Source organism: Thermovenabulum sp., from assembly GCF_049701175.1.
Taxonomy (GTDB): Bacteria; Bacillota; Thermosediminibacteria; order Thermosediminibacterales; family Thermosediminibacteraceae; genus Thermovenabulum.
Genome location: NZ_JBNATW010000003.1, coordinates 83,934 through 106,482 on the forward strand (window position 1 = coordinate 83,934; position 22,549 = coordinate 106,482).

20 protein-coding genes are annotated in these 22,549 nt (G+C 33.8%); all 20 read right to left on the minus strand.

Features of this window, described 5'->3' with window-relative positions; translation table 11 throughout:
• Window positions 1–57: 57 nt before the first annotated feature.
• The 20 genes from ACPLVF_RS01770 to mutL all read right to left on the minus strand — a co-directional run bounded on the left by ACPLVF_RS01770 (window position 58) and on the right by mutL (window position 22,539).
• Complete coding sequence (locus tag ACPLVF_RS01770; protein ID WP_424906105.1) at window positions 58–1,038, minus strand: ABC transporter ATP-binding protein; 981 nt, start codon at window positions 1,036–1,038, stop codon at window positions 58–60.
• Window positions 1,028–2,041, minus strand: coding sequence for an ABC transporter ATP-binding protein (locus ACPLVF_RS01775; RefSeq protein WP_424906106.1), 1,014 nt, complete (start codon window positions 2,039–2,041; stop codon window positions 1,028–1,030). The genes ACPLVF_RS01770 and ACPLVF_RS01775 overlap by 11 nt, the downstream gene beginning before the upstream one ends.
• Window positions 2,042–2,060: 19 nt before the next feature.
• A complete protein-coding gene (locus tag ACPLVF_RS01780; protein WP_424906107.1) occupies window positions 2,061–3,176 on the minus strand; it encodes an NlpC/P60 family protein in 1,116 nt (371 codons plus the stop codon).
• Between the two features lie 109 nt (window positions 3,177–3,285).
• Window positions 3,286–4,161: an ABC transporter permease gene (locus ACPLVF_RS01785; RefSeq protein WP_424906108.1), complete on the minus strand. Its 876-nt coding sequence runs from the start codon at window positions 4,159–4,161 to the stop codon at window positions 3,286–3,288.
• Window positions 4,162–4,175: 14 nt separating this feature from the next.
• A complete protein-coding gene (locus ACPLVF_RS01790) occupies window positions 4,176–5,096 on the minus strand; it encodes an ABC transporter permease (RefSeq protein ID WP_424906109.1) in 921 nt (306 codons plus the stop codon).
• Between the two features lie 107 nt (window positions 5,097–5,203).
• Window positions 5,204–6,802, minus strand: coding sequence for an ABC transporter substrate-binding protein (locus ACPLVF_RS01795; RefSeq protein ID WP_424906110.1), 1,599 nt, complete (start codon window positions 6,800–6,802; stop codon window positions 5,204–5,206).
• Between the two features lie 193 nt (window positions 6,803–6,995).
• A complete protein-coding gene (locus tag ACPLVF_RS01800) occupies window positions 6,996–8,102 on the minus strand; it encodes a dipeptide epimerase (protein WP_424906111.1) in 1,107 nt (368 codons plus the stop codon).
• Window positions 8,103–8,183: 81 nt separating this feature from the next.
• Window positions 8,184–8,531: a DUF3870 domain-containing protein gene (locus tag ACPLVF_RS01805; RefSeq protein WP_424906112.1), complete on the minus strand. Its 348-nt coding sequence runs from the start codon at window positions 8,529–8,531 to the stop codon at window positions 8,184–8,186.
• Window positions 8,532–8,681: 150 nt separating this feature from the next.
• On the minus strand, window positions 8,682–9,641 hold the full coding sequence (locus tag ACPLVF_RS01810; RefSeq protein WP_424906113.1) for a dihydroorotate dehydrogenase: 960 nt from the start codon (window positions 9,639–9,641) through the stop codon (window positions 8,682–8,684).
• Window positions 9,593–10,159, minus strand: a complete 567-nt coding sequence (gene pyrE, locus ACPLVF_RS01815; RefSeq protein ID WP_424906114.1) for an orotate phosphoribosyltransferase — start codon at window positions 10,157–10,159, stop codon at window positions 9,593–9,595. Before pyrE ends, ACPLVF_RS01810 begins: the two co-directional genes overlap by 49 nt.
• A gap of 14 nt (window positions 10,160–10,173) precedes the next feature.
• Window positions 10,174–10,881 (minus strand): orotidine-5'-phosphate decarboxylase, encoded by a 708-nt coding sequence (pyrF, locus tag ACPLVF_RS01820; RefSeq protein ID WP_424906115.1) that lies wholly within the window; start codon window positions 10,879–10,881, stop codon window positions 10,174–10,176.
• Window positions 10,874–11,680 (minus strand): dihydroorotate dehydrogenase electron transfer subunit, encoded by an 807-nt coding sequence (locus tag ACPLVF_RS01825; RefSeq protein WP_424906116.1) that lies wholly within the window; start codon window positions 11,678–11,680, stop codon window positions 10,874–10,876. Before ACPLVF_RS01825 ends, pyrF begins: the two co-directional genes overlap by 8 nt.
• Window positions 11,677–14,862 (minus strand): carbamoyl-phosphate synthase large subunit, encoded by a 3,186-nt coding sequence (gene carB / locus ACPLVF_RS01830; protein WP_424906117.1) that lies wholly within the window; start codon window positions 14,860–14,862, stop codon window positions 11,677–11,679. Before carB ends, ACPLVF_RS01825 begins: the two co-directional genes overlap by 4 nt.
• A complete protein-coding gene (carA, locus tag ACPLVF_RS01835) occupies window positions 14,855–15,943 on the minus strand; it encodes a glutamine-hydrolyzing carbamoyl-phosphate synthase small subunit (protein WP_424906118.1) in 1,089 nt (362 codons plus the stop codon). The genes carB and carA overlap by 8 nt, the downstream gene beginning before the upstream one ends.
• Window positions 15,903–17,222: a dihydroorotase gene (locus tag ACPLVF_RS01840; protein WP_424906119.1), complete on the minus strand. Its 1,320-nt coding sequence runs from the start codon at window positions 17,220–17,222 to the stop codon at window positions 15,903–15,905. The genes carA and ACPLVF_RS01840 overlap by 41 nt, the downstream gene beginning before the upstream one ends.
• On the minus strand, window positions 17,206–18,144 hold the full coding sequence (locus tag ACPLVF_RS01845; RefSeq protein WP_424906130.1) for an aspartate carbamoyltransferase catalytic subunit: 939 nt from the start codon (window positions 18,142–18,144) through the stop codon (window positions 17,206–17,208). Before ACPLVF_RS01845 ends, ACPLVF_RS01840 begins: the two co-directional genes overlap by 17 nt.
• Window positions 18,145–18,388: 244 nt before the next feature.
• Window positions 18,389–19,351 (minus strand): stage V sporulation protein K, encoded by a 963-nt coding sequence (gene spoVK, locus ACPLVF_RS01850; RefSeq protein WP_424906120.1) that lies wholly within the window; start codon window positions 19,349–19,351, stop codon window positions 18,389–18,391.
• Between the two features lie 130 nt (window positions 19,352–19,481).
• Window positions 19,482–19,739 (minus strand): RNA chaperone Hfq, encoded by a 258-nt coding sequence (gene hfq, locus ACPLVF_RS01855; RefSeq protein WP_424906121.1) that lies wholly within the window; start codon window positions 19,737–19,739, stop codon window positions 19,482–19,484.
• A gap of 41 nt (window positions 19,740–19,780) precedes the next feature.
• On the minus strand, window positions 19,781–20,731 hold the full coding sequence (gene miaA / locus ACPLVF_RS01860) for a tRNA (adenosine(37)-N6)-dimethylallyltransferase MiaA (RefSeq protein WP_424906122.1): 951 nt from the start codon (window positions 20,729–20,731) through the stop codon (window positions 19,781–19,783).
• Window positions 20,728–22,539: a DNA mismatch repair endonuclease MutL gene (gene mutL, locus ACPLVF_RS01865; protein ID WP_424906123.1), complete on the minus strand. Its 1,812-nt coding sequence runs from the start codon at window positions 22,537–22,539 to the stop codon at window positions 20,728–20,730. The genes miaA and mutL overlap by 4 nt, the downstream gene beginning before the upstream one ends.
• Window positions 22,540–22,549 lie beyond the last annotated feature (10 nt).

Genomic DNA, 22,549 nt, shown 5'->3' on the forward strand with positions numbered 1-22,549 from the left:
AAAGCCTTATCAAAACTTAGATAAGGCAAAAGAACATTTATAATTTATTGCTTTAATTTATTCTGCATCCGCGTAAAGATGGCATGCAGTAAAATGCTTGGGTGATATTTCTTTTAATATAGGTTCTTTAATTTTACATATTTCCTTTACAAACCTGCAACGCGTATTGAAACGGCATCCTTGTGGCGGATTTATTGGGCTTGGTACATCACCTTCCAATATTATCTTTTTCTTTTTTACCTTAGGGTCCGGTATAGGTATAGCTGAAATTAATGCTTGTGTATATGGATGCAATGGATTCCTATATATTTCTTCGCTTTCTGCGAGTTCAATTAACTTTCCCAAGTACATAACTCCTATCCTATCGGAAATATGTTTTACCACATTAAGCCCGTGAGCAATAAATAAATACGATACGTTAAATTTTTCTTTAAGTTCATCTAAAAGATTTAAAATTTGGCTTTGTATAGAAACATCAAGAGCTGATACAGGCTCATCACATACAATTAAATCCGGGTTAGTTGCCAACGCTCTTGCAATTCCTATCCTTTGGCGTTGGCCGCCTGAAAATTCGTGAGGATATCTTCTTAGGTGATTTGAAGATAATCCTACCATTTCAAGTAAGCTTTTAACCCTTTCTTCCATTTCCTTCCCTTTGGCAATATTATGAAATTCCAATGCCTCCCCTATTATATCCATTATTGTAAGCCTTGGGTTTAGCGAACTATAGGGGTCCTGAAATATGACCTGCAGTTTTGGACGTATTTTCCTTAGCTCATTTTTATTTAACTGCATAAGATCTGTATCATTATATAATATTCTCCCCGAAGTTGGTTCTATCAATCTTAGCATACATCTTGCAGTAGTAGTTTTACCGCATCCGCTTTCCCCCACAAGCCCTAAGGTTTCACCTTTTTTAATTGTAAAACTTACATCATCCACAGCTTTGACATACCCCACCGTTCTTTGAAAAACTCCGGCTTTTATGGGATACCATTTTTTTAAATTTTCTACCCTTATTAGAATATTATCCTTCATATAATTTCACCTCCACAGAGGATTCGGGAGATGAATCGACAAGAAAACATCTTACCTTTCTTCCCTCACCTAAGGAATTCAGGTTTGGAGATTTTTGTCTACATATATTTTTAGCTTCGGGGCATCGTGGGTTAAAGCGGCATCCTGTTGGAAAATTAAGAGGATTTGGCACTGTGCCTTCTATTACGTGAAGCTTACCTTTTTTTGAATCAAGGCGCGGGATAGATTTCAAAAGCCCTCTTGTATACGGGTGCAGGGGTTTTTCGAACAAATCTTCCGCTTTGGCTTCTTCTACAATCTGCCCGGCATACATCACAATTACCCTTTCAGCCATTTCAGCTACAACTCCAAGGTCGTGGGTTATCAAAAGAACGCTCATACCAATTTTCTCTTTTAATTGAGAAATTAATTCCAATATTTGAGCTTGAATGGTTACATCAAGAGCGGTAGTCGGTTCATCGGCAATTAAAAGTTTAGGATTACAGGATAATGCCATTGCAATCATTACTCTTTGCCTCATACCCCCAGACATCTGATGAGGATATTCATTATAACGCTTTTCGGGATTTGGTATGCCTACCAGCCGAAGCATTTCAATTGTCTTTTCTCTTGCTATTTCTTCCGATACTTTCTGATGGATAATTATAGCTTCTGAAATCTGTTTCCCAATCGTAAAAACGGGGTTTAAAGAAGTCATTGGTTCCTGAAAAATCATAGAAATTTTATTTCCTCTAATTTTCCTCATTTCAACCTCGGATTTTTTAAGTAGATCTTCGTTTTCAAAGATTATCTTGCCAGATGAAATTTTTGCAGGCGGAGAAGGCAAAAGCCGCATTATAGATAATGATGTTACGGATTTTCCACAGCCCGACTCACCTACTAAACACAAAGTTTCCCTCCTATTTATATAAAAGCTTACATTATCAACTGCGGTTATCTTTCCTTCATCGGTAAAAAAGTTAACGGTAAGATTTTCTATTTCAAGTAACCTTTTATTTTCCACTTTTAATCCCCCTTGAGCTTTACGGAAGAATTCGACGAGCTCCAATAAATCTTTGATCCAAGTATTCCGAATAGTCGGGATCATTTTTATCAAAGCTGTTAATTGAAATCCCGGATTTGCTGCCTGCATGTATAAATTTGTTATTGCCAATGTATATTCCTACGTGAGAAGGACCTTCTTTATAGGTTTGGAAAAATACTAAATCTCCGGGTTTTAAATCCTTTTTATCTTTTATTGCTATACCTTGTTCAAACTGCATATCAGCATCTCTTCTTAAATTATAACCGTTCATTTTAAAAGCAAATTGTGTAAGACCGGAACAATCAAAACCATAAGCAGTAGTTCCTCCCCACAGGTACGGGAGGTTTAAATATTGTTTTGCAGTTGCTATTATACTTTCTGCATCCTTTTTAGTATTAAATACTTCTTCACGGGATTTTATTACTATTACATCTTCTTTATTTAAATAAACCTTTTGCCCTCCGGGAATTATTGCGGAAATCTTATTTCCCTCGTCAGCAATATAAGGTATTACTGTCCCCTGAACCAATTTTTTATCAAAGAGAGGTTTTAAATCTTTTCCTAAAGCATCAGTCATTTTAGCTTTTACAAATACGAATTTACTTTTTTTATAATTTTCAAGAGAATCCCTATTGCATCTCCATATATAATTCCCATCTATCCATCCTAAATAATTATCTTCCATTTGAACAAAATACCAATTTTCTTTCATTTCAAATATTTTTAAAATATCCCCCATTTTAGCTTGGGTAACCACATCATCACCCTCAGCTTTATGGGGAGCATTGCCTAAATTTACTACCGGATATTTTACTACTGCAAATATCTCATCATTAAGTTGTTTATCAGGAAGTATAGCTATATTATCTACGTATTTTGAATTTTCTTCTCCTAAAATTTTCAGAAATGATTTAATATACAACTCTTTTAAATTACTATCAGAAGTTTTACCTGCAAAAAGCAGGTTATTTTTTTTATCTAAACTTACACTTATATCTAATATTACTTCTCTTTCGGTAAGCCCAATTTTATTTAAAACTTCCTTTTTTGTTTGAATAGTGAGTTCTGAAAGTTTTTCGCTGCTAAAAGCAGGTAAGGTATTGTCATATTTCATATTTTTGTTACACCCTCCTAAAGATATTAAAAGACAAAAAAGTAATATTATTAAAAACAATTTGTTGATATTATTAACATTCATTTTAAATCCCTCATTATAAGTAATTTTATCTTTTTAATTTAGGATCAAAGGCATCCCTCAAACCGTCTCCTAAAAGATTAAAAGAAAATACCATAATCATTATTGCAAGACCCGGCCATACCGAATACATTGGGTTTGTTCTCATATAAGCCCTTGCGGCGTAAATCATGTTTCCCCAACTTGGTGTAGGCGGCTGAACACCCAATCCTAAAAAGGAAAGTGAAGCCTCAGCTAAAATTGCTCCCGGAATTCCCATTGTAATAGAGACAATTATCGGTCCTACACAATTGGGGAGAATATGTTTCAATATTATTCTTAAATCAGATAAACCTTGAGCTTTGGCAGCTTCAATATATTCCATCTCCCTCAAGGAAATTACCTGACTTCTTACTAAACGAGCCATTCCTGCCCATCCTATCAGTGCTAATGCTACAAAAACATTATAGATACTCGGCCCTAAAGCAAACATTACTCCTATATAAAACAAAAGGTCAGGAAATGCAAATAAAATATCGGCAAGCCTCATAATCAACATATCGATTTTCCCACCGTAATAACCTGCTAATGACCCCATGGTTACTCCGACGATTGTCACTAATATTTGAGAGATAATCCCGACACTTAAAGAAATTCGTGCACCATATAAAATCCTTGATAATATATCTCTTCCAAATTCATCTGAACCAAGGATATAAATACCGTTTTTACAAATATTTGATGGAGAACCTGGTGGTTTTAACCTATTTGAAAGGTCTTGTTTTATAGGGTCGGCTGGCGAAAGCACCGGAGATAAAATAGCAAGAATGGTAAATAAAATAATTATAACAAGTCCGATCATTGCAGGACGGTTTTGTTTTAACCTCTTAAAGGCATCCTGCCAAAAGGAATAATTTTCAGCCACTCTTGATGCCCTCCTTACTGCAGCCTGACTCTTGGGTCTAAATAAGCATATGAAAGATCTACAATCAAGTTTCCGATTACAAAAACAACTGCTGTAAAAAGAACCGTCCCTTGGACAAGAGGAAAATCTCTATTGGATAAAGCCCATACTGAAAGTCTTCCTATACCAGGAATTGCAAATATTGTTTCCGTTAATATAGAGCCGGTTAATAGTCCGCTGATTTGCATCCCAATTATGGTTACAACCGGAATGAGAGCATTTTTTAACGCATGAACAAAAATTACCGTTTTTTCGGCTAAGCCTTTTGCACGGGCAGTTCTTATGTAATCCTGCCTTATTACATCGAGCATCATACTCCTGGTGTACCTTGCAATGGAAGCAGCAAACCTAATACCCAAAACAACTGCTGGCAAAATCATGTGCTTTATTGAAGAATATCCTGAAATTGGGAGCCATCCCAAGTATAGCCCAAAATATATTTGTGCAATAACAGCAACCCAAAAAATTGGTGCGCTAATTCCAGCTAATGCTATAAACATGGAGAAATGATCAAAAAAAGAATACTGTTTTACGGCTGAAATTATTCCTACAGTAAGACCTATTATTATTGCAACAAAAGCAGATGAAAGTGCAAGCTTTAAAGTGGTTGGGAAGGTTTCTAAAATCATTTTTGTTACAGGTTGACCTGTCTTAAATGACCTTCCTAAATCTCCTCTTACTGCATTAAACAAAAACCTAAAGTACTGAACATAAAGGGGGTCGTTTAAACCCAGTTGTTGCCTTATTTTTTGTACAGTTTGCGGATCTGCGTGTTTACCGAGCATTTCTACTACCGGATCTCCTGGAACCACATTGAGCAAAATAAATGTTATTAGAGACACTCCAATTAATACGGGAATAGAAAAAAGCAGCCTTCTTAAAATATATTCTAACAAACTGTTACACCTCCAAGAAGTAAACGTAGAGAGATGCACATTTTATGTGCATCTCTCCTTTATAATATTCCTCTAAGTAAAAACGCAAAAGTCAAACGCTAAACCTATTATTCTTTATAAGCATTAATATAAACCGTTACGCCAGTAGGATGAATAAATATTCCCTTTACATTTTTCTGTGTTGCAAGCAAACTCTTTATATGGAATAAGGGGATTACAGCAACATCTTCTTTTACGATAGTATCCTCAATTTTCCTGTAGAGTTCATTGCGTTTTACTGTATCAGTTTCTGCACGAGCTTGTTCTAACATTTCTTGAACTTTTTTATTGTTGTAACCTGAAGACATTTGATTGGTCTTTGCAAAGAATGTATATAAATAGTTATCGGGGTCAGGAATATCTGCCCACCAGTTGCCATAGTTTGCAGGAATTTTACCCTTACTCCTTGCATCGCCGAAAGCAGCCTTTTCTACTATTTTGATATCAAGATCAATTCCTACTTCTTTTGCCATTGCCTGAATGGCAATATTTGCATCTGTTAACCTGTCTCCACCTCTTTGCCAAGCTTCAACTTTTACATTCCCGCCCAATTCTTTCACCAATTTTTTTGCTTCCTCAGGATTATAGTCATAGGCTGGACCCTGACCTAATTCGTATGCTCCCGGGATTCCAGGTGTTACAAAGGCTTTTGCCACTGTTCCCCGTGGGCCATATAGGGTTTCTACTAATTTTTTCTTATCAATAGCCATAGCCATAGCCTTTCTTATACGTACATCAGACCATTTTGGATCGCTGACGTTCATTAAGAAATAATATGTATTTAATGCTACACTTTCTAAAACATTGTATTTTCCTGAATCCTTAATCCTCTGATATTCAGTAATAGGAATTGTAGCCACGTCAAGGGTGCCATTTTCAAATTCCATAACTGCTGTAGTATCGTCAGGAATTATCCTGAAATGGATTTCATCAAGTTTTGGCAATCCAGGCTCGAAATAATTGGGGTTTTTCTCTAAAACGATTTCGGTATTTGGTTCGTATTTCTTCAATTTGAAGGGCCCTGTTCCCATTGGGTTGAATTTCCAATTATCGCCACCAGCTTTAACAAGTTTTTCCGAGTATATAGATGCGGAGGGAACTGCAAAATTTTGTATAAAAGGAGCATAGGGTTTTTCTAATATTATTTGGAATTTATAATCGTCAATTTTTTTGAAACCCTCAAGGGAATTTGATTTTCCTTCCATGAAAGCCTTTGCGCCGAGAATGGGCTCGAAAAGCCATGTGCTTGCACCTTTGCCGTTAGGATCAAGCATGCGTTCAATTGTAAATTTCACATCATCGGATTTTAATTCTGTTTGGCCGTCATGGAATTTTATTCCCCTTTTGAGTTCAAAAGTATAAACCTTACCATCTTCAGATACTTCGGGCATTTTTGCCAAAAGTTCTGGTTCAAGTTCTAAAGTTTCGCCTTTGTACCTTACTAATGTGCTGTATAAGAGCCTTGCCATAGTATACATTGAAAGGGTCGTACTTTCCTGAACATCAAAACCGTTTGGATCTTCAGTAAAATAATCGTTTAAAACCTGTGCAATATTTTGAGTTTGCTGCTGAGAAGGCTGTTGCCCTTGATTTTTTGTGCCGCATCCAGCAAAGAGGCTGATTGCAAGAGCAGCAATCAAAATAATGGCAAAAATTTTCTTTTGCATTAATATACCCCCTTAATATTTTGCAATTTTAAAAAATATTTTTAAATTAACTACTATTTTTATCACCTCCAATGACAATAAAATGATATTTAAAATTATAATAAAACTTAATTTTTAATGTTACCGTAAATAATTTTTAAATTCAATATTTCCTATCTTAATCGATTTACATCATATTATCATAATAGTATTTTTATTCTCCAAAAATTTCATTTTTTAACTCTATTTTTTCTATACCAAGACCGAAACCTTCGGAAAATGTTATATCTGAACCGTTATAGAAAATACCACCTATCACAGGATCGTTATTTAGGAGAAAAGGAGCATCTAAATCGCATCGCGTAATGTTTGATTTTGCTGCAGCTAAATGTGCGGCAGCTGTAACAGAAACCTTACACTCCATCATGCTTCCTACCATACATTCTATACCTGCAGACTCAGCTAAAGAATTTATTTTTAAAGCATTGTAAATTCCGCCACATTTCATTAGTTTTATATTTATTATGTCGGCGGCCTTCATGGAGATAATTTTAACGGCATCGTAAGGAGAAAAAATGCTTTCGTCGGCCATTACCGGAATTGGTGAGTTTTTTGTAACTTCTTTTAAACCTTCTAAATCGTAAGCTTTTACCGGCTGTTCTAACAATTCAATATTATACTTTGCGATTTCATTAGCGGCAAATATTGCTTCCTTTGTTTTCCATCCTTGATTTGCGTCTACTCGTAAATTTATTTTTTCTCCAACAGCTTCCCTAATTGCTTTTACTCTTTGAATATCCTTTTTATAATCACCTCCTACTTTTATTTTTAAAGTATTAAAGCCCTGATTTACAGCTTCAATTGAGTCCAAAACCATTTTTTCTATATCATTTAAACTAATCGTTATATCAGTACTTATGCTTTTTTTTGCTCCACCTAGGAATTGATATAACGGTACTTCATAATATTTTGACAAGATATCATAAAGGGCTATATCACAGGCAGCTTTAGCACTGGTATTGTGTAAAATAGAATTGTTTATTTTTTTTATGATTTCTTCAAAATCTTCAATATTCATCCCGATTATTGCAGGCTTTATAAATTTTTCTATGGCTTCTATTATGGAACCGTGAGTTTCACCGGTGATTGCAGGAGTAGGTGCAGCTTCGCCAAAGCCTTCTAATCCTTCATCAGTAATGATTTTGACAATAACATCTTCTACCTCTATTGCTCTGCGAAGTGCAGTGATGAAAGGTTTTTTAAGGGATGCCTTAATAATTCCAGTTTTGATGTCGACGATTTTCGTTTTAACCACCTCCAAAAAAATGAAATCCAGCCAAATACGCAGTAAACACGTATTGGCTGGATTTTATCACCGCTGAATTAAGGTAATAAAGCAGCCCTATGGGATTTCTTCAATATTCTTTTTCCCATTTTTAATTTGCAAATATTTTTTATGGGCATCTTTGAAAGCTACAATTATGGCTTTTTGAGAAGACCCAAAGTATCTTGCTTCAATTTCTTCGATGATTTGATTTATATCTTCTTCCATACTTCTACCTACAAAAAGGGATTTAATAAAATTAATAGAACTTTGAAGTATAAATGAAGCATCTGCGTCTAAAATAATGCCAGAATTTTTTTCTACTACAAATCCTATGAAAAAAATATTATAAATTTGAGTAATGGGGTTATTTTGTTGAGATTTAGAATTACCTATAATGTAAATAGTATTTTTGGGATACATCATAATCTTATCTACCTACACGACCCAAAATACGTAGTGACTTTTTTATAAAGCCACGATTGTATTTTGGGGAAGTTTCATTATTTTATTATATATTCTACACTTATTTTAAAATTCCTTCTATACAATTTAGTTTTGTACTTCTAATTTTTATCATCTTTCTAAAATACCGATAAATTCCATTATATCGTATATTTTTTCATGTAACATATATTCTTTTATTCCTTCAATTACTTCTTTTATAACCTTAGGATTTATAAAATTTGCCGTCCCAATTTGGACTGCAAAAGCCCCTAATGCCAAATATTCTAACGCGTCTTTGGCATTCATTATACCTCCACATGCAATGACAGGAATATTTATCTTTTTGTTATTTATGTCATATATAAGTTTCATAATTATCGGTTTTATAGCAGGGCCTGAAAGACCTCCTGTTTTATTACCCAAGTATGGCTTTTTTGAATTTAAATTTACCAACATGGCAGGTATTGTATTGGCAACAGTTATTGCATCTGCTCCAGCTTCTTTTGCTTTTTTTGCTATTTCGGTTATATCAGTTACAAAGGGACTTAATTTTGCTATAACTGTCTTTTGGGTTTTATCTTTTACTCGTTTAATTACCTCATAAGTATCTTCAGGGCATTGTCCAAAAGTTTTTCCTCCTTTTTCTATATTTGGACACGATATATTAACTTCGTAGCCAGAAAAGAAATTTTTAGTTTCTAATCTTTTCACAATCTCTTCATATTCATCGTAAGAAGTTCCGGCAATGCTCACAATAAAATTTGTTTTTATAAAATCCTTTTTATCCTCCCAAAAATTTATAAACTTTTCCACGCCTTCGTTTTGAATTCCTATAGAATTTATTATTCCCCCTGCAACTTCGACTAACCTGGGAGGTGGGTTGCCCTTTCTCTCTTTCAATGTAATGCTTTTAGGAATAAAAGCACCCATTTCATTAACATTGAAAAAATCCATATACTCGAAAAAATCAAAGGTACCCGATGAATTCATAACAGGGTTTTTAAATTCCATATTTCCTATTTTAATTGTTAAGTTTAACTTTACCGCTGCCTGCTCCCCGGTTTTATAAAAGGAATTCCCTTTTTGCAAAGTGGGCAATCCTCCTCGTTAAATATTTCTAATTCGATCTTTATCAAGCTAAAAAAAGGTACATCAAAAATTTGTTTTTCTTTACTCCTGTCTACTAAAGATGCTACACCAACTATTTCTCCCTTTAAGTTTCTTACAAGTTCTATCACTTCCTTTGCAGAGCCGCCAGTTGTGATTACATCTTCTGCTATTAGCACTTTTTCTTTTTCCTTTATTTCAAAACCTCTTCTTAAAGTAAATATGCCATTTTCTCTTTCTGCAAAAATTGCCCTGATGCCCAGTGCTCTTCCTAACTCATAGGCAACGGTAATTCCTCCAATTGCAGGCCCTATAACAGTATCAATTTTTAACCCACTTAATTTTTCTGCTAACATTCCCACTATTTTTTCTGCTTCAATAGGGTATTCAAAAATTTTAGCACATTGAATATAAGTATCGCTGTGTTTTCCTGATGAGAGTAGAAAATGCCCTTTTTTTACTGCTCCGAGCTCAACAAATCTTTCTAATATATTCTCCATTAAAATAGCCCTCCCTAATCTAAAAGGTCATATAAAGCTTTTTGCGGGTCATTTGCCAAGGTAATTTGTCTTCCAACAACAACATAATTCGCACCTTCTGAAATTGCTTCTTTAAGGCTTAATTTTCTTTTTTGGTCATCTCCGGGTATAAAGCTTTTTCTAATACCGGGAGTAATAAATATAAGTTTATTTTGATATATTTTTTTAAGAATTGGTAATTCTAAAGGCGAGGAAACAACTCCGTCTATACCTTCTTCTTTTGAAATCTTTGCAAGTTTTAATACTTCATCTTCTAATTTTCCTTGTATTCCTAATTCTTTTAAATCTTCATCTTCTAAACTTGTTAAAAGTGTTACAGCAATAATTAGAGGCCTTTTTTTATTTTTCTTTTCAGCCACTTCAATTATGGTATTTTTTGCTTCTCTCAGCATATTCCTTCCGCCCAAAGCATGTACTGTAGTCATAAAAATATCGTATTCTATCAAATTGCTTAAAGCTTTTTTTACGGTATTTGGAATATCATGAAGTTTAAGGTCAAGAAATACTTCTTTATCTTTTGCTTTAACTTTTTCTATAATTTTTGGACCACAAGAAAGAAAAAGTTCCAAACCGATTTTAAATATCTTTATTTCATTATTTAAAATATCCACTATTTCTAAAGCCCTTTTTTCTTCTGAAAAGTCCAGTGCAACTATTACCTTGTCTAAAATTTTTTTATCCATTGTTCTCCTCCTCAAAATCAATTTCTTCTATATTAAAAATGGGGCCATCTTTGCATACTCTTTTGTATTCACCATTTGTCATTTTAACCGAACAGCCAAAACAGGCACCCATTCCGCAGGCCATTTTTTCTTCCAGAGAAGCGTAAATTGTACATTCTGTTAAATTTAAATTTTTTAAGCCTCTCAACATGCCTTTTGGGCCGCAGGCATACAAAATAAAGGGCTTTTTTATATTTTCAATTTCAGAAAGCAAAAGTTCTAAAACACTCATTTTATGGCCCTCGCTTCCATCATCCGTTGAAATCTTTAATTTAAAACCAGCCCTTTCAAACTCACTTTTTAAGATTATCTCCTCTTTGGTTCGGGCACCTAAAAGGGCAATTTTATCAGCTTTTACAATCATTAAGCATTTTGCTAAATAAGCTAAAGGTGCAGCACCTATGCCACCTCCTACAAGAACAATGCTTTTTTTGCTATTTATCAAATCTTTATCAATTTCAAAGCCATTCCCTAATGGTCCTATAATTTCTACTATTTCTTTTGGCTTCTTGTTTACTAATAACCTTGTACCTTCTCCTACAACTTTTATACAAAAATATACTTCCCCTTCTTCCTTATTAACATAAGCAAAACTAAACGGCCTTCGCAATAACGGTATGGTATTTTCATTAACTTTCAACATTGCAAATTGACCGGGGTTAGAAAGTTTTGCAACTTGCGGGGCGTAAATTTTTATTAAGTTTATATATTTTCCTAAAGGCTTATTTTTTAAAATTATTCCCTCTTCAATAACTTTCATTTTATTCCTCCCGAACATTCAAGGCTTAATGGTTTTAATGTTACAGATTCCAAAGCTTTATATAAAGCCTTAGCTGTATCTAAGGAAGTAATGCATAATATGCCGCTTTCAGTAGCTGCCCTGCGTATTTTAAATCCATCTCTTTCCGGGGCTTTTCCTTTCGTCAGGGTATTTATAACTATCTGAACCCTTCCTTCCCTAATATAATCTAAAATATTAGGTTCTTCTTCAAAGGCCTTTTTAACCCTCTCTGCAGGTATTTTAGCTTTTTCAAGGGCTTTTGCAGTCCCTTCGGTTGCAATTATAGAAAAACCTAATTCATAAAATTTCTTTAAAAGTCTAATTGCTTCTTTCTTATCCTTATCTGCAATCGTTGCAAGTATTGCTCCGTGCTCAGGTATTTTCACTCCTGTTGCTAAAAATGCCTTGTATAAAGCCTTTTCAAGGCTTTTATCTATTCCGATAACTTCTCCTGTAGATTTCATTTCTGGCCCTAAGGAAGGCTCTACTCTCTTCAGCTTTGAGAAGGAAAATACCGGCATTTTTACTGCAATTATACCATCTTGCTTGTAAAGGCCTCCTTTTAACCCCAAATCCTTTAAACTTTTTCCTAAAGCAACCCTTGCTGCTATTTCTGCTAAAGGTATATTTGTGATTTTGCTTAAAAAGGGCACTGTCCTGCTTGAACGAGGGTTAACCTCTATTACGTAGACTTCGTCCCCCTCAACTACAAATTGAATGTTAATTAGTCCTTTTATTTCTAATGCTTTTGATATCTTTTCAGTATAATTAATTATTTTATCAATTATTTCTCTTTTTAAATCCTTAGGAGGGCAAATTGCTATGCTATCACCAGAGTGAATTCCAGCCCTTTCTATATGTTCCATAATGCCCGGTATCAATGCCTCTTTGCCATCTGAAACGGCATCTACTTCCACTTCTTTTCCCGAGATGTATTTATCAATTAAAATGGGTTTTTTATCCGATACTTTAATTGCTTTTTTTAGATAATCTTCTAATTCTTCAATGCTGTAAATTATTTCCATAGCTCTACCACCAAGCACGTATGATGGCCTTATCAATACTGGAAATCCCAAGTTTGATGCAGCTTTTAAGGCTTCCTCTTTACTTTTTACTGCTACTCCAGGTGGTCTTTTGATTTTTAACTTTTCAAGAAGCATATCAAATTTTTCTCTATCTTCAGCTATATCAATAGATTCTACAGCTGTACCAAAGATTTTTATATTGTTTTTCGCTAATTTTTCTGCCAAATTAATAGCAGTCTGACCACCAAATTGCAAAAGGACCCCATCAGGATTCTCATTTTTTATTACCGAAAGGACGTCTTCTATATAAAGGGGCTCGAAATATAATCTATCTGCCAAGGTAAAATCCGTACTAACGGTCTCTGGGTTATTGTTAATAATAATGGTTTTATAGCCTTCTTTTTTTGCACCGTTTACCGCGTGAACGCTGCAGTAATCAAATTCTATACCCTGTCCTATTCTAATCGGCCCTGAACCTATTACAACTACTTTTTTATCTTTTATAGGAAGGGCTTCATTTTCTTCTCCAATACTCGAGTAATAATAAGGAGTAAAGGCTTGAAATTCTCCCGCGCAGGTGTCTACCATTTTATATGAGGGTTTTAGTTTTTTAGTTAGCTCCTCTATCTCTTCTTCTTTTCTTTCTAAAATATCAGCTATCAATTTATTAGGAAAACCTATTAATTTTGCTTTTTCTATCGTCTCTTCAGTAGGTTTTTCTTTAAGTTCCTTTTCCACTTTTATTATGTTATTTATTTTCTCTATAAAAAAGCGATCTATTTTGCTTTCTTTGGATATTACTTCAAGATCGAATCCTCTTCTTAAACCTTCAGCTATTGCAAATATTCTTTTATCTGTAGGAATCCTAATCATTTTCATTAAACTTTCATTGTCAATGTTTTTATATTCCAGAGACTGTAGGCCTAAAAATCCTTGTTCTAAAGATCTTACAGCCTTCATTAAAGCATTTTCGAAATTTCTACCTATAGCCATTACTTCACCAGTAGCTTTCATTTGAGTATTTAGCGTCCTATCTGCATCCTCAAATTTGTCAAAAGGGAACCTGGGCATTTTTACAACAACATAATCAAGTGCAGGCTCAAAAAATGCAGTCTTACCTGTTATTGGATTTTTGAGTTCATCTAATGTATAACCTAAAGCTATTTTAGCTGCTATTTTAGCTATGGGGTATCCTGTTGCTTTTGATGCAAGAGCGCTTGATCTTGATACCCTCGGGTTTACTTCGATTACATAGTATTTTCCGCTTTCTTTATCAAGGGCAAATTGGATGTTGCAACCTCCTTCTACTTTGAGAGCATTTATTATTTTTAGCGCCGCACTTCTCAGCATATGGTATTCCTTATCCGTTAAGGTAAGACTTGGTGCGACCACAATACTATCTCCAGTATGGACTCCAACTGGATCTATATTTTCCATATTACAGACCGTAATGCACTGTCCTCTTTTGTCCCTTATAACTTCGTATTCAATTTCTTTCATGCCAAGTAGACTCTTTTCAATCAAAACCTGTTTTATTCTGCTGTAAGAAAGTCCTAATTTTGTAATTTCAATTAAATCTTTTTCGCAAAAAGCAATTCCTCCACCTGTTCCTCCCAATGTATAAGCAGGTCTTATAACTAGCGGGAATCCATGTTTTTTTGCAAATTCTAAAGCTTCACTTTCATCTTTTACAATTATACTTTCTGGTACTGGCTCTCCTATTTTAAGCATTAGTCTTTTAAAAAGTTTCCTGTCTTCTGCTTTTTTTATAGCAGTAATTGGTGTGCCGAGAAGTTTTACCCTTTCCCTTTTTAGTATTCCGCTTTCGTAAAGCTCTGCTGCAAGGTTCAATCCGGCTTGGCCGCCCAAAGTTGGTAATATTCCATCCGGTTTTTCCAGTTTTATAATTTTTTCTGCAAAATCTAAATTAATTGGTTCCATATATACTTTATCGGCAATATTGGGATCTGTCATTATTGTCGCAGGATTGCTGTTTAAAAGTATTACTTTAATACCTTCTTCTTTTAAAGCAAGACATCCTTGCGTGCCAGAATAATCAAATTCCGCAGCCTGCCCTATCACAATCGGTCCAGAACCAATTACTAAGACTCTTTTAATATTTTTATCCTTAGGCATCTAATTCCTCCTTTGTTATTAGATTTAGAAATTTATCAAACAAATGCTCTGTGTCTTTCGGACCTGGACACGCCTCTGGATGAAATTGTACCGAGAAAATTTTATAATCTTTGTGTTCAATCCCTTCTATAGTCCCATCATTTGCGTGAATATGAGTTATTTTAACCTTTTTTTTCAAACTTTTTTTATCAACGGCAAAACCATGATTCTGAGTAGTTATAAAAGCCTTTTTTGTTTTTAAATCTAATACAGGTTGGTTTGCACCGCGATGTCCGAATTTTAATTTGTAAGTATCTCCTCCTAAGGCAAGGGATAAAAGTTGATGCCCAAGACATATACCAAAAATGGGGATTTTCCCAATGAGGCTTTCTATAGTCTTTATTGCAAATTTTGCTTTTTTAGGATCACCGGGCCCGTTTGATAAGAGTAAACCATCAATTTTTTCCTTTAAAATATCATCAGAAGAAGTAGATGCAGGAAAAACGATAACTTCACAGCCCCTTTTTGTTAATGCATTTATGATTCCTTTTTTTACCCCAAAATCCAATATTCCAATTTTTAAAAAAGTTTTTGCTTGACTAGACGGTTTATATATCTTTTTTTCTGAAGTAGTAACTTCTTTAATAAGGTCTTCTTCTGTCAAATTAGGAACTTGTTTTAAATAATCTATAAGTTCCGATTTGTTAAACTCAGTGGAAATAGCAGCCTTCATTACCCCGTAATTTCTTAATTTTAAAGTGATAGCCCTTGTGTCAATATTTGTTATCATAAAAGTATTATTCTTTATCAAGTAATCAATCAAATTTTCAATTTTTGAGGAAGATATAAAATTTATTTCTTTTGCTACCATACCTCTTGCAAAAATTTTTTCTGATTCCTGAAATTCATCAAATATACCGTAGTTACCTATTAAGGGAAAGGTAAACATAACAATCTGGCCTGCATAGGACGGGTCTGTTAAAACTTCTTGATAACCTGTCATCCCAGTAGTAAAAACTATTTCACCATAATTTGTCCCGCCTTTACCAAAGCATAATCCTTCATAAATCGAACCGTCTTCCAGTGCCAACAAGGCTTTCATGATGTACCTCCTTATATACTTCTTTTCCCTTTACAATTGTCCTTATCGCTTTTCCTCTTAATTTATAGCCATCAAAAGGAGTGTTTTTGCCTTTTGATAAAAATTCTTCTTTTTTTACAGTCCATTCAATGTAAGGGTCGATTATAGTAATATCAGCAAAAGAACCCTGTTTTAGTGTACCTCCATCAATATTTAATATTTTTGCAGGATTTAGAGACATTTTTTCTACCATTTGGCTTAAAGATATAACACCTTTATTGACAATTTTATCGAGGATAAGCCCGAGAGATGTTTCTATACCCGATATTCCAAATGGTGCGTATTCGAATTCCATTTCTTTTTCTTCTTTGGTATGAGGTGCATGGTCAGATGTAATACAATCTATTGTGCCATCTTTCAGGCCCTCTATTAGGGCTTCAACATCCTCTGATGTCCTTAATGGAGGATTTACTTTTGCCAAAGGATTATATCCTTCAACTTCATCTTCGGTTAAAATTAAATGGTGCGGGGTTACTTCACAAGTAACATTAACCCCTAATTCCTTAGCTCTTCTAATAATTTCGACTGAACCTTTGGTACTAATATGAGCTATATGCACTTTGGATTTTGTTTCCTTTGCAAGAATTACATCCCTTGCGACCATTATTTCTTCAGCGGATGCTGGTATTCCCGTAAGCCCTAATTTAAAGGACATGTAACCTTCATTTATCTGCCCACCTTCAGATAGAGCAGGATCCTCACAGTGATCGATTATTACTTTATCAAAACCTTTTGCATATAAGAGGGCTCTTTTCATCAATGCGCTGTTTCCTATTGGACTTCCATCATCGGAAAATGCTACAGCACCTTGTTCGCTCATTTTACCAATTTCGGAAAGTTCTATGCCCATTCTTCCTTTTGTTACGCATCCTATGGGATAAAGTTTTATTAAATCATATTCTTTAGCTCTATCAATTACATATTTAATTAAATAAGGATTATCTAAAGGTGGGTTTGTATTGGGCATACAAGCAACTGCTGTAAAACCACCTCTGGCTGCTGCCAACATCCCTGTTTTGATATCTTCCTTTTTTTCAAAGCCGGGCTCTCTAAAATGGACATGCATATCTATAAGCCCTGGAGTTATTATTTTTCCTGTAAGATCTTCAATTTCCGCATCGAATGATGTTAAATTTTTCCCTATACCTGCTATTTTTTCACCCTCAATCAAGATATCTAAAATGTCATCAATCCCTTGAGAAGGGTCTATTACCCTTGCATTTTTAAATAACTTTTTCATACTCCTTACCTCCTAGCAAAAGATTTAAAACCGCCATCCTTATGGCTACTCCATTTGTAACCTGTTCTCTAATACAAGATTTTTCTCCATCCATTACCTCTGAAGTGAGCTCTATTTCCCTGTTAACGGGTCCAGGATGAAGTAGTAGAGCATCCTGTTTTGCGAGATTTAACACCTTAGAATTAATTCCGTAGTATTTTGCATATTCACCGGTGCTTGGAAATAAATTTTTCTTTTGGCGCTCCAGCTGCAACCTAAGCCCCATCACCACGTCTGCTCCTTCAACTGCCTCTTCGACATTGTTTTTAACAATTGCCCCAAACTTTTTGGCAATCTCGGGTACTAAGGTACATGGACCCGCTATATAAACCTTAGACCCCATTTTAGAAAAACCTATTATATTTGATTTTGCCACTCTGCTGTGGACAATGTCTCCAATAATTGCTACTTTCAAGCCTTTTAGGGTGCCCTTGTATTCCTTTACCGTCATCATATCAAGCAAAGCCTGTGTAGGATGTTCGTGCATTCCATCCCCCGCATTAATTACTGGGAGATTTATATATTTTTTCAAATACATTGGAGTACCCGACATGTTATGCCTAATAACTACTGCATCGATTCCCATTGCTGTCAATGTTATCACTGTATCCTTTAAAATTTCACCTTTTTGTACACTGCTCCCCTGAGTTGTAAAATTTATAACATTTGCGCCAAGATATTTTGCAGCAAGCTCAAAGGAGTTTTTTGTCCTCGTGCTTGGTTCATAAAACAAATTTACTATTGATTTTCCTCTAAGTGTTGATAATTTTTTAATTCCTTTATTGATGTAATCTTTGTACACAAAAGCCAGGTCTAAGATTTCTTCGATATCTTCTTTTTCTAAATGCTCGATGCCTAAAAGCCCGTAATTTTTAAACATTATATCCCTCCTTTTCTTAAAAAAATTCCCCATACCGTGAGGCATGGGGAATTTTTTATCGAATTTAAATCAAAGCGGATTTTGGGCACAAAAAAAGCCCTCCTCCGTCAGGCAGAGAAAGGCTTTTTTTCTCTTTTATTTTTTTTCGCCTCACCTTACCAGCCTCACGGGACCAGTTTAAAGGTGGCTATTTATTTAAGTTAATTATAACATGTATTTATGTAGTGTCAAGAAAAATTTTTAAAAACTATTCTTCCAATGGCACAATGTCTTCCGGCCTTATATAAATTAAATCTTCTTTGGATATATTTTTTTGATTTATAAGCCGAAGCGCCTGTTTTCTTATTGCTTTTTCAATAAGATTTCTTACCAACCTTGCATTACCTAATTTATCGTAATAAATTGACTTTTTACTTTCTATAAATATTTTTTCTAATTTTTCTATGGCTTCTTTTGTAAATTTATATTGTCTTTTTTCAACCATTATTATTGCTATCTGTAAAAGTTCTTCTAAAGTATAATCGGGAAACTCTATTTGAATAGGAAATCTTGAACGAAGTCCGGGATTTGTCCTTAAAAACCAATCCATTTCATCTTTATAACCTGCCAAAATAACAATTAAATTATCTTTATAATCTTCCATTGCTTTTACCAATGTATCTATTGCTTCCTTACCAAAATCCTTTTCTCCTCCCCTTGCAAGTGAATAAGCTTCATCGATAAATAATATGCCTCCTAAAGCCTTTTTTATTTGATCTCTTGTTTTTTGGGCAGTATGTCCTATGTATTCTCCAACAAGGTCAGCCCTTTCAACTTCAATCAAATGACCTTTTTGAAGGATTTCCATTTCTTTAAACATTTTCCCAATGAGCCTTGCAACCGTTGTTTTACCAGTGCCTGGACTACCCTTAAAAATCATATGAAGGACAAGAGGATCAGTTAGCAAATCCTCTTTCTTTCGCCTTTTTTGAATTTCTGCAAAGGCGTGTATCTCTTTTACGAGCTGTTTTACTTTTGTTAAACCTACCAAACTGTCTAGTTCTCTTAATACATCTTCCAACTTTTCCTCTTTATTTTTTTTTATTTCATATTTTTTACTTTCAATTTCTTTAAATAAAGATAAGGCTTCTGGAGGTGAAATAATTCCATTAGTGACTAAATTAAAAATTTCAGTGGAATCCTTAATTATAATATTTTTTATATCAACCATAGTTTTTCCACCTAAACATTAAAATTTTTTTCAATAAACTGATGCTATAGTTATAATATGAGGTTTCTAAATCATTTGACACAATTAAAAACTTCCGAGGCTGTTCCTCGGAAGTTTTTTCTTCCTAATATTATTCTTCCTGTTTTTTTTCATTGTTATTATTGTTGTTAGTAAAGGAAACAGGTTTTTGAGGAGAAATGGTTGAGACTGCGTGTTTGTAAATCAACATCTGTTTGCCTTCAGAATCCAAAACCACTGTAAAATTATCAAAGCCTTTTACATGGCCTTTGATCTGGAACCCATTAATAAGATAAATTGTTACAGCTATATTCTCCTTCCTTACTTGATTTAAAAAAGCATCCTGAATGTTAATTTGATTTTTTGACATTCTTTGTCCCCCTTTATATTTATATATCTACAAGATATATTCTAATAATTTTTTAATTTTCCTTCAACTGCTAAAACAATATGTTGGATAATTTTTTCTTTGCCTTCTTTTGAAACATCAAGCCAAATAATATCTTTGTTTTTCTTGAACCACGTAAACTGGCGTTTGGCATAATGTCTTGTATCACGCTGAATTTTATAAATTGCTTCATCTAATGTAATTTTTCCTTCTAAATATTCAATGGTTTCCTTATAGCCTAATCCCTGCATTGAGTTTAAATCTTTGGAATATCCTTTTTTTAGCAAACTTTTAACCTCATCAATTAGACCCTGTTCAATCATTTTAATGACTCGTTTATTTATTCTGTCATATAATTCCTCCCTCGGCCTTGTCAGCCCAAAAATAAGTAAATCATAAGGACTGGTTCTTTTTTTAGTTTCTTCTTCAAAAAAAGAGAAAGGTTTTCCGGTACCGAAAAAAACTTCTAAAGCTCTTATTAACCTTTTTCTATTGTTCACATGTATTTTTTCAGCAGATTTTGGATCTACCTCCTTTAAAATATTATATAAATATTCATTTCCATAATTCTTTGCTTTTTCTTCCAATTCTTTTCTTAAGTTATCATCCTTGTGAAAATTAGAAAAGGCATAGTTGTAGCAAACTGCATTTATATACAGTCCCGTGCCACCAGTTAAAATCGGTACATTTCTTCTTTTTGAAACATCTTCGATAACTTTTTCGGCTAAATATTTGTAATCTGCAACACTGAATTCTTCATCTGGCTCAATAATATCGATTAAATGATGAGGAACCCCTTTTCTTTCCTCTTTGGTAGGTTTTGCAGTTCCTATGTCCATATATTTATAAATTTGCATAGAATCTGCCGATATTATTTCTCCCTTTATTCTTTCAGCAACTTCAATTGCTATTTCCGTTTTCCCCACAGCTGTCGGACCTACAATTGCAAGTAAAAATATTTTCTCCTTTTTCAAATTGAAACCCTCTTAAATTTTTTTTCCAACTCATATAAAGAAAAGGATATTATCGTAGGCCTGCCGTGGGGACAATTATATGGATTTTCTGTTTTTAAAAGCATTTTAATAAGCTTATCCATTTCCTCGATATTTAATTTCTCTCCCGCTTTTATAGCTGAATGGCATGCAAGGGAAGCTATTATCTTTTCCTTGTCTTTAGGAAAGCCCTCTTCTTTTAATTCATCTAAGACTTCCTTTATATATGAAGGTTCTTTTGGAATTCCAAAGGTGAAAGGTACAGCACGTATAATAATAGAATCATCCCCAAATATGTCCACATCAAATCCATTACTTTTGAAAATATCAACTGTTGTTTTAAAAAATTCCATTTCAGAATAGGTAAGCTTAAAAATTTGAGGAACTAAAAGCTCTTGAACCACAAAGGACTTTGAATAATTTAAATACATTTCATACAATATCCTTTCGTGAGCAGCATGTTGGTCAATCAAATAAAAATTATTTTCTTCTTCAAAAATAACATAGGTATTAAACAACTGTCCAACTATTTTATACTCTCTTATTAGTTGACTTTTTTCTTGACATTTTTTAATGACCTCATTTTTTATCAATTCTGCTGTATTATATAAGTTACTATTTTCCTTAAATAGATTGTCAATTTCATTATTGGGCTTTTTTTCTATTTTATCCTCAAAATCATAGAAATATTCCCTTTTTATGGTAAATTTTTCATTTTTATTCTGAAGTTTTTCTAAAAAAGTAATACTTTCTTCTTGTAGGTATCCTTTATCTTTTGAGAGTGTTTCTTTTGGGATTAAAATATCTCCTTTTAAAGCTTCTTTCACGGTTAAATATAAAGAATCAAAAATTTTATACTCATCCTTAAATTTTATTTCCGTTTTTGAAGGATGCACATTAACATCCACATAGGATTCATCGATATTGATGAATATGATTGCAATAGGAAACTTTCCGTTTGGTAAAAATGTGGAATAGCCTTTTTCTAAAAATAAAGATAAGTTTTTATCTTTTATATATCTTCCATTTACAAAAAAAATTTCATAAGATCTATTGCTTCGAGCATAATGAGGAGGCAATAAAAATCCTTCTATCTCCAAAACACCAAAATGTTTTTTGACTTCAATTAAATTTTTTGCTTCTTCAATTCCATAAATTTTTGCAAAAACCTCCTTAATATTACCATTTCCGGACGTAGTAAAAATTTCCTTTCCATCAATTTTTAATTTAAATGAAATTTCCGGATGTCCAATAGCGTATTTTGTAACAACTTCTGAGATAAAAGCTGATTCTTTTGAAGATGATTTTAAAAATTTTAATCGCGCAGGTGTATTAAAAAATAGATCTTCGACAATTAAACAACACCCTTCTTTTGATAGGGCTTCATCAAAATATTCAACTTTTCCACCCACAACAATGCATTTTGTGCCAATATTTTCATCTTTTGTCTTAGTAAGCATAGTGACTTTAGAAACTGCAGCAATACTCGGTAGAGCTTCTCCTCTGAATCCCAAAGTTTTTACAATAAAGATATCTTCAAGCTTTGTTATTTTGCTTGTAGCATGTCTTTGAAAAGCTAATAAGACATCATCGGAGGATATACCTTCTCCATCGTCTACAACTTTAATGAGTTTTTTGCCCCCATCCTTAATCTCAACATGAATGCTTTTAGCCTTTGCATCAATAGAATTTTCAATAAGTTCTTTTACAACAGAAGCTGGTCTTTCAACGACCTCGCCGGCTGCAATTTTCTGAGCAATCTCCTCATCTAATACCCTTATTTTTCCCATGAGTTTTCCC